The organism is Streptomyces sp. NPDC051677, assembly GCF_044453465.1.
In the GTDB taxonomy this organism is placed as follows: Bacteria; Actinomycetota; Actinomycetes; order Streptomycetales; family Streptomycetaceae; genus Streptomyces.
This window is the reverse complement of sequence record NZ_JBITCT010000079.1, coordinates 14,127-28,092: the sequence shown is the minus strand read 5'-3', so window position 1 is coordinate 28,092 and position 13,966 is coordinate 14,127. Positions and strand designations below refer to the sequence as shown.

Sequence of the window (13,966 nt, the reverse complement as noted above, 5' to 3'; positions counted from 1 at the left end):
GCAGGCGCAGCAGGCGATCGTCACCGACTGGACCACCGCACTCGCCAAGCTCGGCCTCAGCTGAACCCGGCACCGCCCGGCCGTGCCGTACGTGGCGCGCGGGGCGGCGGTATGGAACCGGGGTGGCGTCCGGGCTCGCCGGTCTCCCCCGTAGCGGCGAGCCCGGCCTGTGTGTTCAGCGGGCGAGGGCGAGGGTGATGGGCTGGTCGGGGCAGGTGGCGAGGCGCTGGGCGAGCGTGTTCTGCTCGTTGAGATCGATGGTCAGCTGACAGCGGTCTTGTTGGCGACCCAGTTGGTGACGTACAACGCCGGGCTGATGGCTGGTCTCTGCGACGGGGCCCTGGAGATCGCAGTGGGCGCGGCACTGATCGCCGTCGTCGCCACCCTGCTCATCCCACGCCCGCGGCGCAAGGCCAAGGGATCGGCCCTGGAAAATCCCAGCACCGCCACTGCGCCGCAGGTTGACCGTGCCGATGGCGGTGGGCCGATGATGGATGCCGAGCTGCGGACCCGCGTCGCCGTGTAGGCGTCGCGGGTGCGTCGGTCTCGCCCTCGCCGCGGTAGCCGTCGGACGCCCGGTTCACCAGGCGTCCGGGCATGTAGAGGACTTCCTGGCCGTGGTTGATCAGCAGGGCCGGCAGCAGCGCGGGCTCCCCACCCGTCATGTCGATGGCCCAGGTGACCGGTAGAGGTGCTCAGGCAGCTCTGCCATCTGCACCGCCCGACCTGGCCGGGCGGTGCTGCGGACTTCGGAGAGGCGGCCGGAGCGGCGGACCCGTACTGCGAGCGCATCAGTACCGCGGTACCGCCCCCGCGGTACCGCGGTACCGGCCCCCGTGCGGATTGGGTCCCGGGGTGCCGGGGGGCGGCAGGGATCGGCTCATACCTTGGGCGCAGGGCTCCGCCGACCGGTGGGCCCGATTCCGTCAGCGACCCTCTTCTCCTGGTGGGAGTGCTTCCGTGGCCACCTTCCTGTATGGCCTGGGCCGGCTGGCCTTCCGGCGACGACGGTTGTTCCTGATGGGGTGGATCGTGGTGCTGGCAGCCGTCGGCATCGGTTCCGCCAGCGTCTCGGGGACCACGACCGACGACTTCAGCCTTCCTGGCACCCAGTCCCAGAAGGCCATCGACCTGCTGGGCAAGGAGTTCCCGCAGGCATCCGCCGGCGGAGCGACCGCCCAGGTCGTCTTCGAGGCGCCCAAGGGGCAGAAGCTGACCGACGCGGGCAACAAGAGCGAGATCAACGCACTGGTCGCCGAACTGAAGGCCGCGCCGTGGCACTGATCAAGTCGATCGGCCTGGGTCTCGCCACCGCGGTCCTCCTCGACGCGTTCGTGGTGCGCATGACGATCGTGCCCGCGGTGATGGCGCTGGTCGGCCGCAAGACCTGGGCACTGCCCGCGTGGCTCGACCGCGTCATGCCCTCGGTGGACGTCGAGGGCGAGAAGCTCCGGCACCTCCTGGAGGCCCGGGAGGACTCGGACAAGAAGGAGACGGTGCCCACCGCGGCGACACGGCAGGGGTGACCCCTGACGGCCGCCGCGAGAGCCGTACCATCCACCCCGCGGCGGCCCATCATCCACCGACCGTGTCTCCAGCCCCGCCCGCCGGCCCCTTCCCCCGGGACCGGCGGGCGGCCCGCCTGCACCTCGAAGGGCGCACACCGTGACCGCACCGTCCGCGCGGACCGCCAGGCCCGACCGGCAGCCCCGGATCCTCGTACCGCTGATGAGCGACCCCGAGCAACAGGTGATCGTCTCGATCATCCTCCGGCTGGCCCGCTGGCGACTGGCCGACCGAGCCCATCCCTGGGTGCGCCGGTGGGGGGTTCCGGCGCTGTGCGCCAGCCTGGGTGTCCCTTCCCTGCTCAATCCGGCCAACACCACCCGGTGGCTGGTCGAGGCCGCGCTGACCTTGGCCTTCGCGGTGCCGATGCTGTGGCGTGAGCGCCGGCCCATGCTCGTCTTTGCCGCCACGACCGCGGTGGCCGTGGTCGGTATCGCCCTCGATGTCTTCAACGGCGCCGACGCCGCACGCGCCGTGGCCCTGTTCAACGTCGGCCGCCTCGGCAGCCCCCGCCAACTGGCCGTCGCCTACGGCATCACCTGCGCACAACTCGTCGTCTGGGTGTCGGCCTACTGGTCCGGCGACCGGCTCAGCCACGTCCCCGGCCCCGAGGTGATCGCCCTTCTGGCCATCAGCGCCATGGGCGCCTTCGCCGGACTCGGCCTGGCCGGACGGCTGGTCAACACCGTTGTCACCACCCTGGACAAGGACCGTGAACAGCAGGCCCGCCTGGCAGCCGCTCAGGAGCGCGCCCGCGTCTCCCGCGAGATGCACGACATCCTGGGCCACACCCTCGCCGTCATCGTCGGCCTCGCCGACGGCGCGGCCGCGCTGTCCGAGACCAGACCGCAGAGCGGTGCGGAGACCCTGCGCATCATCGCCGACAGCGGCCGCGACGCCCTGAGCGAGCTGCGCCGACTGCTCGCGGTGATCGGCACCGATGACACCCCGCACCGGGAGGTCCCGCTCGCTCCGCAGCCAGGGCTCGACGATCTCGACGCTCTGCTGGAACGCATCCGAGCCGCCGGCCCCACCGTCAGCCTGCGCACGGAAGGCGATCTGACCGCCCTCTCCCAGGGCCTTCAACTCGCCGTCTACCGCATCGTGCAGGAGGCCCTCACCAACACCCTCAAGCACGCCGCCCTGGACACCGGCGTCACCGTCATCCTCACCGCGGACTCCGACGCCGTCCGCGTCACCGTCGAGGACACCGGACCACCGCGCGCCACTCGGACCAGCGGCGGCGGCAAGGGCCTGGTCGGCATGCGTGAACGCGCCGCCCTCTACCAGGGCGAGATCGCCTCCGGCCGCAACCAGCACGGAGGCTGGAGCGTCCACGCCCGCCTCGTCCCCACCACCCCCGCCCCGTCCGCCGGACAGCGGGAGAAGCCGGAGAATCCGCTCGTATGACCACCGTCCTCATCGTCGACGACCAGACCCTCCAGCGCCTCGGCTTCCGGATGCTTCTGGAAGCCCAGCCCGACATGACCGTCGCCGGGGAGGCCGTCAACGGCAGCGAGGCCGTCCGCATGGCCGCCGAACTGCACCCCGACGTCGTCCTGATGGACGTCCGGATGCCCGGCATGGACGGCATCGAGGCCACCCGCCGCATCGCCGAGTCCGGTGGCCGCTCCCGCGTCCTCGTCCTGACCACCTTCGACCTCGACGAATACGCCTGCGAAGCGCTGCGCGCCGGAGCCAGCGGCTTCTTCCTCAAGGACGCCCGCCCCGACGAACTCGTCGTCGGCATCCGCGCCGTCGCCGCCGGCGACTCCGTCATCTCCCCCGGCATCACCCGCAGGCTCATCGACACCTACACCCAGCGCCGTACCATCGGCCGCACCACCGCGCACGAACACCGGCTCGCCCAGCTGACCGAACGTGAACTCGAGGTCCTCACCGCTCTCGCCACCGGCGCCACCAACGCCGAGATCGCCGACCGCCTCCACCTCGCCGAATCCACCGTCAAATCACATGTCAGCCGCATCCTCACCAAGATCGGCGCACGTGACCGCGTCCAGGCCGTGATCCTCGCCTACGACGCCGGACTGGTCCGACCGGCCTGACCCCGCCCGTCCTTGCTCCCCGGCAGCCCCCACCGCCCATCTCCCGGCGCGACGCCGGCCGGGGCCGCGAAGGACTCAGGTGAGGAAGCCACGGGCCCCACTGGGGTGGACGCACTCGTGCGCCCGGCTTTCCGGCCACTCTCGCCGACCCTGAGGAGATACCTGTGCAGCTACAGCTGATCGAGGACGGCCGGTCCACCGCCGACGCCGTGCGACGTGGCCTGAACCGCTACGGCCACGACGTCGCATGGACGCCGACCGGGCAGGCCGCGCTCGCCGCGCCCGAGCCGGACATGGTCCTGCTGGATCTCGGCCTGCCGGACATCGACGGGCTGGGCGTCTGCCGAGAGCTGCGGGGGCGCAGCGATGTGCCGCTCATCGTGATCAGTGGACGCGGCAGCGAGACCGAGAAGGTCGTCGGCCTCGCACTCGGCGCCGACGACTCCCTGTAAACACGCGCTGCCCGACCGACTCACCGCGAGCATGCGCGCGGCGGCCGCCGGACATACCGTCCTCCCACCCGTGCGCGCGGGCGCGGCCGCCTCGCTCACGAACTCGCCGACTCCTTCCCCGACGGCCGGATCCGCGTATCCGCGCAAGCCCCTCCTCTCGCGGCGCTCAGCCGCCGCGAGCGTGAGATCCTCACCGCCGTCGCCACCGGCGCCCGCGACCGTGTCCAAGCCGTCGTCCTCGCCTACGACAACAGGCTGGTCCGCCCGGGGGCGGTCACGGTGGGCTCGTCCGCGTCGGCTGGTCGGTGAACAGCCGCAGGACGACCCGGAAGGTGGCGCCCCGGCCGGGGGCCGAGTCGACCTCGACGCGTCCCGCATGGGCGCTCACCAGGGAGTGCACGATGGACAGGCCGAGGCCTGCGCCGCCGGTGGCGCGGTTGCGGGAGGCGTCCGCGCGGTAGAAGCGTTCGAAGATGCGGCTGCTCTTGTCGGGGGTGAGGCCCGGCCCCTGGTCGCAGACCTCCAGCACCGCGTGCCCGTCGGCGGTGCCCACGCCGATGCGGATGGGTGTCCCGGCCGGTGTGTGCGTGACGGCGTTGCCGACGAGGTTGGTGACGACCTGGCGCAGGCGGGCTTCGTCGGCGAGGGCCGGGGCGGAGGCGGGCGGGCCGTCGCCGCCCGGGCCGGTGAGGGTGACGGTGCGGGCCGGGTCCAGGGCGCGTACGTCGTGCAGGGCGTCCGCTGCGAGTGTGCGCAGGTCGGTGGGGGCGAGGTCGAGGCCGAGCGGGGAGCCCGGCGTGGGGTGGACCGCGGGTTTTCCCGTGGCTTTGAGGGCGTGTTCGTCGAGGCGGGCCAGCATCAGCATGTCCTCGACGAGGCGGGTGAGGCGGTCGGACTCGCGGGCGATGCGGGCCATCGTGGCGTCGACGTCCTCCCGTTCGGGCAGGGCGCCCATGCGGTACAGATCCGTCAGCCCCTTGATGCCGGCGAGGGGGGTGCGCAACTCGTGGCTGGCGTCGGCGACGAACCGGCTCATCCGGGCCTCTGACTCGGCCCGGGCGGCGAACGCGGTCTCCAACTGCCCCAGCATGCCGTTCAGTGCCCTGGCCAGTCGGCCCAACTCGGTGTTCGGGCCGGCCAGTTCGGGCACCCGCCGGGAGAGGTCGCCGCCCGCGATCTCGGCGGCCGTCCGTTCGACGCGGGACAGCGGACGCAGTCCGGAGCGGACCGCGAACCAGCAGGCCACGGCCAGGACCGCGAGCAGGGCGAGCCCGGTGTTGCGGTAGTTCTGCCACATGCGCCCCACCGTGCCGTCCACCTGCTCCATCGACGTGGCCACGACCACGCTGCCGGAATCGGCGACCGAAGGCGCCGTGGCTCCGGGCAGGAGGGCACCAGCCACCCGGGGCACGGCGATCACCCGCCAGCGTGTGTCGCCCTTGGTGCCGTCCACGGTGAACGGGCGGCCACCGTGCGCGGCGACGGCGTCCTGGTCCAGCCGGGAAAGGGCCGGGCCCTGCGCGTTGTGTGTCCGTTTCCCCCCGGCGAGGGAGTCGATGCTGTTCTCGACGGTGCCGTCCTGGGCGACGTAGGTGATGACGGGGTTGCCGAGGACGTCCGTGCTGAAGTCGGCGAGCGCCGCCGGCGGCCTTCGCGCGGTGCCGGTCTCCGCCATGCCCGGCGGCAGTACGGCGAACACCTGGGCGGCGGCGTGGAGTTGGGAGTCGACGCGGTCGTCCATATAGCCACGCAGGGCGTTTCCCGTGACCAGCGCGAACGCCGTGAACCCGGCCGCCAGCAGAGCGACGGCCAGCACCAGCACCCGGCTGCGCAGGGACGCGCGTGCCCACAGGGCACGGACACGACGGCGCCGGGTCATGACTTCGGCCCGCGCAGTACATAGCCCACGCCGTGCACGGTGTGGATGAGCTTGGAGCCACCGTTGTCGATCTTTCGGCGCAGGTAGCTGATGTAGGTGTCGACGATGCCGGTGTCGCCGTTGAAGTCGTAGTCCCACACGCGCTGAAGGATCTGCGGCTTGGAGACCGTGCGCCCGGCGTTGGTCATCAGGTAGTGCAGCAGCCGGAACTCGGTGGGCGACAGGCGGAGCGGCTCGCCCGCACGGGCGGCCTGGACGGCGTCGGGGTCGAGTTCCAGGTCGGCCACGCGCAGCAGGGCGGTGGGGTCGCCGCTGGTGCGGCGCAGCACGGCGCGGATGCGGGCGATCAGCTCCTGGAGGTCGAACGGCTTGGTCACGTAGTCGTCGCCGCCCAGCACCAGGCCCTCGATCTTGTCCCGGGTGGCGTCACGGGCGGTGAGGAACACGACCGGGATGTGCCCGGTGCGGGGCGTGGCGGCCGGGCGGTGCCGGTCGCGCAGCCGGCGGATCACCTCGAAGCCGTCCAGGTCGGGCAGCAACACGTCCAGCAGCACCAGATCCGGTGAGACCTCGTGCGCGCGGTCCAGGGCCTCCTGGCCCGTCCCTGCTGCGGTGACGGTGAAGCCGGCGTGCCGCAGGGCCGCGCACAGCAGTTCCCGCACGGTCGGCTCGTCTTCCACGATCAGCAGGTTCGCGCCGGTGGCTGCCGCCGGGCCGGGCTCGATTCCGGTGCCCGGGCCGGGCAGGGCGGAGCGCTCGACAGGTGTCAAAGGAGGCCTCCAGGCAACAGGTGACGCACTCCGGGCGCCGCCGGAAAACGGGCACACGACAGAAGATGCGCGGCACACGGCGCCCGGGATCCCGCCGGGCAGCCTACGAAAGCGGGTGTTCTCGCAGAGTAAAGCCCACGGTCACCCGGCCCACGGCCACCGGGCCCGCGGTCACCCGGCCCGCGGTCACCCGGCCCGTGGTCACCGCGGCCCACGGCGACCACGCACCTCGGACAAGAGGCTCCCGGCGAACCCGGCCAGACCGCCGACGAGCAGCCCGAAGACGACCGTCCGCAGCACGCTGCCGCTCAGTTCGGCCTGCATTCCGCCCATCTCACTGCCGAACATGCTGACGCCGAAGTGCCCGGACGCCCCCACCGTCCAGGCTCCCGCGCCCAGGACGACGGCCGTGACGACAGCGAGCCGCTCGGCCATGCCGAGGTGCCCGGACAACGGGCCCCGGTAGGGAAGCATCGGCCGCTTGTGGCCGGAGCGCGTGGTCCGGGCCGCACGGTAGGCGCAGGCGGTGAGGATCAGGCCGGACACCGTGAGGGCCATGAGCCACAGCGGCCAGCCACCCACCGACAGCGACCCCAGCGGTTCAACACGGTCGGGCTGCTGGCTGCCGGCCCTTCCACCCGCACCACCACCCATGGCACCCATGATCGCGGCGAGCGGGTTGCTGCTGTCGCTCTGCACCTGGTGGACCGCGGCCGTCCACGAGGAACCGACGCCCAGCGTCAGGATCGCGAACAGGGCGTTGGGGGCGAGCAACAGGGTGCCACCCGCCACCGAGCCGACCCGGTCACCGACCACCGCGCCGACGAACCCGATGGCCAGCAGCGGTACGGCCGCCAGCACGAGGACCGTGCGGACGACGGCCGACAGGCTCGGTCCCCAGGTGCCGCGCAGCCCGTCCAACGCACCGCCCAGCGGGAGCCGCACCCGGCGGCTGATCAAGCAGCCCACTGCGAGCACGACAGCAACCCACAGCACCGCGCCCAGGCCCGCCGACCCCATGCCCACGTGATACGTCATCGCCGGCTGGGCCGCCGTACCACCACCGCCGAGGAGACCACCCAGGCCACCACCCCCGCCCCCGCCGCCGCCCAGGAGACCGCCGAGACCACCGCCTCCGCCCAGGCCACCACCGCCACCCAGCAGACCGCCCAGGCCACCGCCTTCGCCACCGAGGCCACCGCCTCCGCCGAACAGCTCGCCCAGGCCGCCGCCCGCGCCGCCGAGCCCCCCGGCGGACTGGTCGCCGCCGCTTCCACGCATCCCGGCCATCGCCGACGCGGGCATGGTGGCGGTTCCCCGTGCGAGGCCTGCAACGATCATGAGGAGGACCAGGGCCGCGGTTCCCGCCCCCGCCGCCCGTACAACGAGTTCACCACCGGTGAACCGCCGCTGCCGCCCCTGGCGCAGCCGCCAGGAGAACGCGACCCACAGGACCACGGCGCCGACCAGCGTGACGCCCAGCGGCATGACATCGGCCGCACCGCTCATCGACGGCCCCATGCCGCCACCACCGCCACCGAACAGGGAGGCCAGACCACCCATCCCTCCGGTGTCCGAGGACGCGGCCGGATCCGCGCTGAGCGAGCCGCCGACGGCCATGGCCGTCACGGCCATCGTCAACGACCACAGCGATCCGTAGGACCCCGCGCCGAGCAGCGCCAGCGCCAGCGCGGACAGCGCCGCCATGGCGACCACCGCACACAGCACGGACCCGGCCCCTTCCCACGCGTTCTGCCAGGAGCCGATCAGTCGTACCGGGGCGGTGCGCGGTTGGGACCGCTGACCGGAGCCGGGCCCGGCCTGGAGGTGGGTCGTGGTGGCAGCCATTCAGGAACACTCCGCTTCGCTCGCGAGGAGAACGCGGCGCCGAACAGGGAGAGGAGGGCGCCGCGTGCCAGTGGACTCGCACACACTGGCGGTCGCGGGTCCGACGTTCCCGAGAGGTTCTGGGAGGTCTCTGAGAATCGACGGCAGTACGACGCAGGTCAGGAAGCGTGTACATCCGAGGTCGCGACCCGGCTCTCAGAAAGTTCCCAGAACCTGAGGGGTGCCGGGCGAGGTCGAGTCCGGCCTCCAGCAGCAGTGTGTCGCGGTCGCCGAACTGCCGGCACACGACCTTCCGGCTGCGCACGCGGCGGTCCTGGCCGGGTTCGGGCAAGCTCAGCTCCATGGTCCGATGATGGACACTCGCCCCTTAGGAAACAAGTGTTTCCTATCGTCGATGGAGTGAGTACCGCAAATCCCTGTGATCGCGAAGAGCACATGCGTCCCAGGGTTCATGTCATGCCTGGTCCGCTGCATGCCGCCACGGCCTCACGCAGCCAGCGATGGGCCGGATCGTTCGCTCGCCGAACGTGCCACGCCTGCTGGTACGCGAACCGGGGCAGGTCCAGAGGCGGCTTGAACTTCCGCAACGCCCTGTGCCGCTGCATCGGCCCCACCGCTCGACCGGCGACCGTCAGGATGAGATCGGTGCCCTCCAGCAGATCCACCGCCGCACTCCAGTGCGGCAAGGTCACGGCGAGATGCCGCCGTAGCCCCCGCGCGGCCAGAGCCGTCTCGATCTCGTCGTTCGCGTCGGGGCGCAGGGCCAGCATGATGTGCGGCCGTTCCAGCCATTCCTCCAGCGACAGATCTCCTTGTGCAGGCAGTACGGCCTTGTCCGCCAGGCTGACGAACCCTTCCTCGAAGAGGTTCTGAACCTCGATGTCCTCGGACGGGCGCGGAAAGATTCCCAGCGCAAGGTCGAGCTCGCCGTCCGTGAGCTGCGCCAGCATCGCCTCCCGGCTGGCCTGACTGATCGCCAGGTCCAGGCCGGGCGCCTTGCTGCGAACATGCCGCACGAGCGGGGGCAGCACGATGCGCGACGCGTAGTCCGAGAGCGAGAGCCGGAACCGTCGGCGCGTGAGCGACGGGTCGAAGTCGGGCGCCCTCAGCAGTTCGGTCAGACGGATCAACGCGTCCTCCAGCGGCTGCACCAGCGCCTGGGCACGCGCCGTCAGGACCATGCGGCCGCCGTGCCGCACCAACAGAGGATCACCGAGCTGCGTCCGCAACTGCGCGAGCACGTGACTGACGGCCGGCTGGCTCTTGTTCAGCCTCCCAGCGGCTCGCGTGACGTGCTTCTCGGCCAGCAAGGCATGCAGCGTCAGGAGCTGGTTGAGGTCGATCCGGCTCAGTTCATCCATTCCGCGAATAATACGGATGCATACAAAGCATTTCCATAAGTGACAGTGATGATGGAGGGTCGAAGTGACAGTGCAGCGCTCGCTCTAGTGCACCTCACACCAAGGAAGACCAGACATGACGAAGGATGACCAGGGCCTGAGGCTCTCCTACTCCGACGCGCGGCCGGCCACGATCGGCGTGGAGGCCGTCAATCAGGTGCTGAGCGCCGTGGGCGTCCACGCCGGCCAGGTCCCCGTTCCCGCGGAAGCCCAGCCGATCCTGGAGGCCTCCAGGATCCGGGCGCTGCGGGAAGCGGAACAGGCGGAGCTGATCTCGCTGTTCAGCCTTGGGCGGGAGGAGCTCCTGGAGCACGTCGAGCTGGCCGGCCGCACGCCCGAAGCCCCTCGCGGCGGGTTCCTGAACACCTCGGAGCACGATGTTCCGCCGTACCCGAAGGTGTACGACCTGAAGGCGATGGACACCGCCGCCCGGCACGCTGTCCAGGCGCGCTTCGGCAGGCTTCACGTCAACACCTCCGCCGACGGTGTCGGCATAGACGAGGTCATGACCGTGGTCTCCGGTGGCCCCATGACGTGGTTCTACCGGCTTCCCGACGGCGTCATCGCCAAGCTGTCGGTGGGCGCCGTGGACATCGGCGTCCCGGCCTGGCGCATCAGTTATCCCGGCATCCGGCCGCACGGCGCCTTCCTGGACGCCGAGCACGGCCTGATCGTGGCGTACGCCCACGGCCCTGAGAAGTTCGTCATGCGCTACGACGCCCCGGGCGCCGAGGGCGCGGAGGCGCTGGGGACGAACCCCTGGATCGACTTCGGCGGGGACGTGCCCCGGATGCTGGCCGCCGTGCCCGCGAACTGACCCACCCGCGCAAGGGGTGAGCACGCCGGCATGAGCCAGTCAGGTCCGCTCTCGCCCCCGATTCCCACAGACCACCGGCACAGGAAGGGCCATGTCCACCATCCCCGGGGTGACCGCCACGCGCGCACCCGCCGCCGTGAGCGGATCCTCACGTCGCGTCCCCATCCTCTGGCTGGCGTTGCTCGCCACGCCGGTGGCAGCCGCCAACAACGCGGCCGTCCTGATCCTCGGCGACATGAGCCGGTCGCTGGGCATCACCACTGCCACCGCATCGTGGCTGGTCACCGTGTTCGCGCTGACTCTGGCCGTCGCGACGCCGCTGATCGCGACGCTGCTGAGGCGGCGCGGCACACGCACCGCGCTGTGGGCCAGTGCGGCGTTCGTCGCCGTCGGCACCGTGCTGGTGGCCGTATCCCCGTGGCTGCCGCTCACCCTCGTCGGGCGGGCCGGCCAGGCGGCGGGCGGCGCAGGCATGATGACCATCGCCATGAACCTGGCCGGCACCGCCCGCCGCATGGGCGTGATCAGCGCCGGGTCCGGAATGCTCGGCGCGGTGGGGCCGCTGCTCGGCGAGCGCCTCACCGACGCGGCCTCCTGGCGGGCGGCGCTGTCCATCCTGGTGGTCACCCTGGCGGCCGTCCCCGCCGTCAGCCGCCACGCCACGCGGACACCGCCGGCCGAGGGCCGTTTCGACGCCCGCGGCGCGGTGCTGCTGGCGGGCCTGTCCAGCGGCCTGGTCCTGCTCCCGTCGAACCCGCTGCCCGCCTTGACCGTGGCGGCCGTCGCCACCGCCCTCCTGGTCCTGCACATTCGGCGCCGTCCGGAGGGCTACGTTCCCGCAGCCGCGCTGCGCTCCCCACTGTTCCGCAGCTCCGTCCTGATCGCCCTCGTGCTGTCGGCGTCGTACTTCACCCTGCTGTTCGCGATCCCACGGCTGATCACCGACCGGGCCGGCTGGACGACGGGCTCGGTGGCCGCGGGGCAGATGATCGCCATGATCACCGGGTCGGTGTGCACGCTCGTCTTCGCCGCCGCCTCCGCGCGCCTGGGACGGACCACGGTGCGGGCGATCCTGCTCACGATCGGGGCGTGCGCCGCGGTGGCGGCCGTCTTCGCCCACAGTGCGATCGTGCTGTTCGCCGCGATCGGCCTGGCTGTCTTCAGTGCCACCGGCGCCAACGCCACCCAGTCCATGGCCGCCGCCTCCGCCGTCCCCGACCGCCAACGCCCCACCGGCATCGGCCTGTTCCAGCTCGGCTACCTCATGGGCGGAGCCCTCGGCCCGGCCCTGGCGACCGTTCTGGTCCTGAGCTAGCCGCATCGCCGCCGGTCAGAGCACGTGCGGAGGCCGGCCCAAACCCAAGCCCCGCCGATGGCGGTGGGCTGACGGCCGAGGAACGGCCGGCGTGAGCAAGTCCGGCTCGCCGCAGCTGACTTGATCGAGGCAGGGGCCGCCGGCGACAGGGAGGTGGCCCGGCGGTTCAGGGCGACGCGGATGCCGCAACGTCGTCGTCTCCGCCCGCCCCCGGGCCAGCACAGCAGCCCGGACAGCCGGGGAGGCTGGTCCGGCAGCGGCCCAGGCTGCCGCGTGGGCGCCCTGGGGCGGCCCGTCAGCGTTCAACCCCGTACTGATGGGCCCCGCTGGGCGGCCGGTCGGTGAGGGGGCATGTGCGGGTCAGCCTGTTGCGGGGGAACGGGGCCCGGTCCCACCGGCCCCCGAACCATGACGGACCGCTGGTCTTGGCGCCTCAGCTCTCCAGGATGAAGATCGGCTTGTGGCCGGGGCGGTCGGAGGTCAGCACGTCGGGGATCTCGTCCCAGCCGTAGATGCCGCTGGTGACCAGTTCGGGGTGGAGCGTGCCGGCGGCCACCGCCTCCAGGGTCGGGGTCATGTTCGGCCGCGCGTGGCCCTTGCCGTTGTGGAAGTGGACGCCGCGCTGGTACAGCGCGAGCAGCGGGAGCTGGACGTCGTCGAAGTAGATGCCGACGCTGTTGACGTAGCCCTCGGGCATGACCGACAGCAGCGCCTTGCGCAGCCGCTCGGGGTCGCAGCTGGCGTCCACGGCGAGGTGGAAGTCCTTCTCGCGCTTGCCGTGGACGTCGTGGACCTCGGCGCCGAGCTGTTCGGCGACCTTCATCCGGACCGGGTCGTCGTCGTAGTACACGGTGCGGGCGCCGGCGCAGTGGACCGCGACGTCGACGCAGTACAGGCCGATGGAGCCGGTCCCGCCGAAGACCGCGATCTTCGGGTCGGCGATCCCGGCGACGGTCGGCATCACCGTCTCCCAGCCGAGCGCGAGGTTGTCGCCGATCGACGCCAGGTGCACGGGGTCGACCCCGGCGGGCAGCTTGGCGAGGTTGAAGTCGGCGTAGGGAACGCGGATGAGCTCGTCGAAGCAGCCGCCCCAGGCCCCGTTCACCGGAAGGCCGTACTGGGCGTCGCCGTGGCGGAGACAGCGGGCGGGGTGTCCGAGCGCGCACTGCGCGCAGGTGCCGCACGCGATGTGCCAGGCGACGCCGACGACGTCGCCGACCGCGACGTCCGTGCAGTCGGGGCCGACCTCGACCACCGTGCCCACGCACTCGTGGCCGAGCGGGAACGGGCCGAATCCGGAGAACGGCGTCTTGTCGCCGATGACATGGTGGTCGAGATCGCACGTCGTGGCCGCGAGCGGGCGCACCAGCGCGTCCGTGCCCTCGACGACGGTGGGGGCGTCGACCTCGTCGAAGCGCAGCTGTCCGGGCGCGACGAACATCAGGCTCTTCATGGGAAAGCTCCTCGGTTGCGTGGGGGTCTCGGGTCGAGCGGCAGGTCCGTCGGCCCGGTGCCCGCGTTCGTTCAGAGGGCGCCGGAGTCCGGGACGCCGGCGGGGATCGCGTCCAGGAAGACGGCGTCCGGAGGTCCGGCCAGTGCCTGCGCCAGGGCGGTGCCGATCTCCCGCATCGCGGCGCCCTTCATGTGCGCGCCCAGCGCCTCCTGCGAGGCCCACTTCTCGATCATGACGAACTCGCCGGTGGCGCCCGCCTTGCGGTGCAGCGCATACAGCAGGCATCCGGGTTCGGCGTGCACCGCGGGTATCGCCGCCTTGAACGTCTTCTCGACCAGCTCTTCCTGGCCCGGCTTCGCGACGATCGTCGCCACCATGACTACCGGCTCGGACATGGGTT

General features: G+C 71.8%; 14 protein-coding genes and 1 pseudogene. 8 read left to right on the top strand and 7 right to left on the bottom strand.

Annotation, left to right across the window (positions count from 1 at the left end):
- Positions 1–280 precede the first annotated feature (280 nt).
- On the top strand, positions 281–526 hold the full coding sequence (locus ACIBAF_RS45860) for a hypothetical protein (RefSeq protein ID WP_399472192.1): 246 nt from the start codon (positions 281–283) through the stop codon (positions 524–526).
- Here the strand turns inward: ACIBAF_RS45860 and ACIBAF_RS45855 are convergent.
- A pseudogene (locus tag ACIBAF_RS45855) lies at positions 516–683 on the bottom strand (transposase); the annotation flags it as partial. The gene ACIBAF_RS45860 and the pseudogene ACIBAF_RS45855 sit on opposite strands and share 11 nt — an antisense overlap.
- Before the next feature lie 277 nt (positions 684–960).
- Between ACIBAF_RS45855 and ACIBAF_RS45850 the strand changes: the two are divergent.
- The 5 genes from ACIBAF_RS45850 (at position 961) to ACIBAF_RS45830 (ending at position 4,084) form a co-directional block, all read left to right on the top strand.
- Entirely contained in the window at positions 961–1,284 is a 324-nt protein-coding gene (locus ACIBAF_RS45850) for an MMPL family transporter (protein WP_399472190.1), read from the top strand.
- The gene (locus tag ACIBAF_RS45845; RefSeq protein WP_399472188.1) at positions 1,275–1,526 is read left to right on the top strand and encodes an MMPL family transporter; all 252 of its coding nucleotides are present in this window, start codon (positions 1,275–1,277) and stop codon (positions 1,524–1,526) included. The genes ACIBAF_RS45850 and ACIBAF_RS45845 overlap by 10 nt, the downstream gene beginning before the upstream one ends.
- A 139-nt stretch (positions 1,527–1,665) precedes the next feature.
- The gene (locus ACIBAF_RS45840) at positions 1,666–2,976 is read left to right on the top strand and encodes a sensor histidine kinase (RefSeq protein WP_399472186.1); all 1,311 of its coding nucleotides are present in this window, start codon (positions 1,666–1,668) and stop codon (positions 2,974–2,976) included.
- The gene (locus tag ACIBAF_RS45835) at positions 2,973–3,632 is read left to right on the top strand and encodes a response regulator (RefSeq protein ID WP_399472184.1); all 660 of its coding nucleotides are present in this window, start codon (positions 2,973–2,975) and stop codon (positions 3,630–3,632) included. Before ACIBAF_RS45840 ends, ACIBAF_RS45835 begins: the two co-directional genes overlap by 4 nt.
- 164 nt (positions 3,633–3,796) lie before the next feature.
- Positions 3,797–4,084: a response regulator transcription factor gene (locus ACIBAF_RS45830; RefSeq protein ID WP_399472182.1), complete on the top strand. Its 288-nt coding sequence runs from the start codon at positions 3,797–3,799 to the stop codon at positions 4,082–4,084.
- A 274-nt stretch (positions 4,085–4,358) separates the two neighbouring features.
- Here the strand turns inward: ACIBAF_RS45830 and ACIBAF_RS45825 are convergent, their stop codons facing one another.
- The 4 genes from ACIBAF_RS45825 to ACIBAF_RS45810 form a co-directional block, all read right to left on the bottom strand.
- Positions 4,359–5,963 carry a sensor histidine kinase gene (locus ACIBAF_RS45825; protein WP_399472180.1) on the bottom strand — a complete coding sequence of 535 codons (1,605 nt, stop codon included), beginning with the start codon at positions 5,961–5,963 and terminating at the stop codon, positions 4,359–4,361.
- The gene (locus ACIBAF_RS45820; protein ID WP_399472193.1) at positions 5,960–6,709 is read right to left on the bottom strand and encodes a response regulator transcription factor; all 750 of its coding nucleotides are present in this window, start codon (positions 6,707–6,709) and stop codon (positions 5,960–5,962) included. The genes ACIBAF_RS45825 and ACIBAF_RS45820 overlap by 4 nt, the downstream gene beginning before the upstream one ends.
- A gap of 225 nt (positions 6,710–6,934) precedes the next feature.
- Entirely contained in the window at positions 6,935–8,581 is a 1,647-nt protein-coding gene (locus ACIBAF_RS45815; protein ID WP_399472179.1) for a streptophobe family protein, read from the bottom strand.
- A gap of 449 nt (positions 8,582–9,030) precedes the next feature.
- Positions 9,031–9,942, bottom strand: coding sequence for a LysR family transcriptional regulator (locus ACIBAF_RS45810; protein WP_399472177.1), 912 nt, complete (start codon positions 9,940–9,942; stop codon positions 9,031–9,033).
- Positions 9,943–10,057: 115 nt separating this feature from the next.
- Between ACIBAF_RS45810 and ACIBAF_RS45805 the strand changes: the two genes are divergently transcribed.
- Both ACIBAF_RS45805 and ACIBAF_RS45800 read left to right on the top strand, forming a co-directional pair.
- Complete coding sequence (locus ACIBAF_RS45805) at positions 10,058–10,798, top strand: hypothetical protein (RefSeq protein WP_399472175.1); 741 nt, start codon at positions 10,058–10,060, stop codon at positions 10,796–10,798.
- 91 nt (positions 10,799–10,889) lie between these two features.
- Positions 10,890–12,113 carry an MFS transporter gene (locus ACIBAF_RS45800; RefSeq protein ID WP_399472173.1) on the top strand — a complete coding sequence of 408 codons (1,224 nt, stop codon included), beginning with the start codon at positions 10,890–10,892 and terminating at the stop codon, positions 12,111–12,113.
- A gap of 433 nt (positions 12,114–12,546) precedes the next feature.
- Here ACIBAF_RS45800 and ACIBAF_RS45795 read toward each other — a convergent pair whose 3' ends face one another.
- Both ACIBAF_RS45795 and ACIBAF_RS45790 read right to left on the bottom strand, forming a co-directional pair.
- Positions 12,547–13,566 (bottom strand): zinc-binding dehydrogenase, encoded by a 1,020-nt coding sequence (locus ACIBAF_RS45795; RefSeq protein WP_399472171.1) that lies wholly within the window; start codon positions 13,564–13,566, stop codon positions 12,547–12,549.
- A gap of 71 nt (positions 13,567–13,637) precedes the next feature.
- Positions 13,638–13,961 carry a putative quinol monooxygenase gene (locus ACIBAF_RS45790; RefSeq protein ID WP_399472169.1) on the bottom strand — a complete coding sequence of 108 codons (324 nt, stop codon included), beginning with the start codon at positions 13,959–13,961 and terminating at the stop codon, positions 13,638–13,640.
- Positions 13,962–13,966 lie beyond the last annotated feature (5 nt).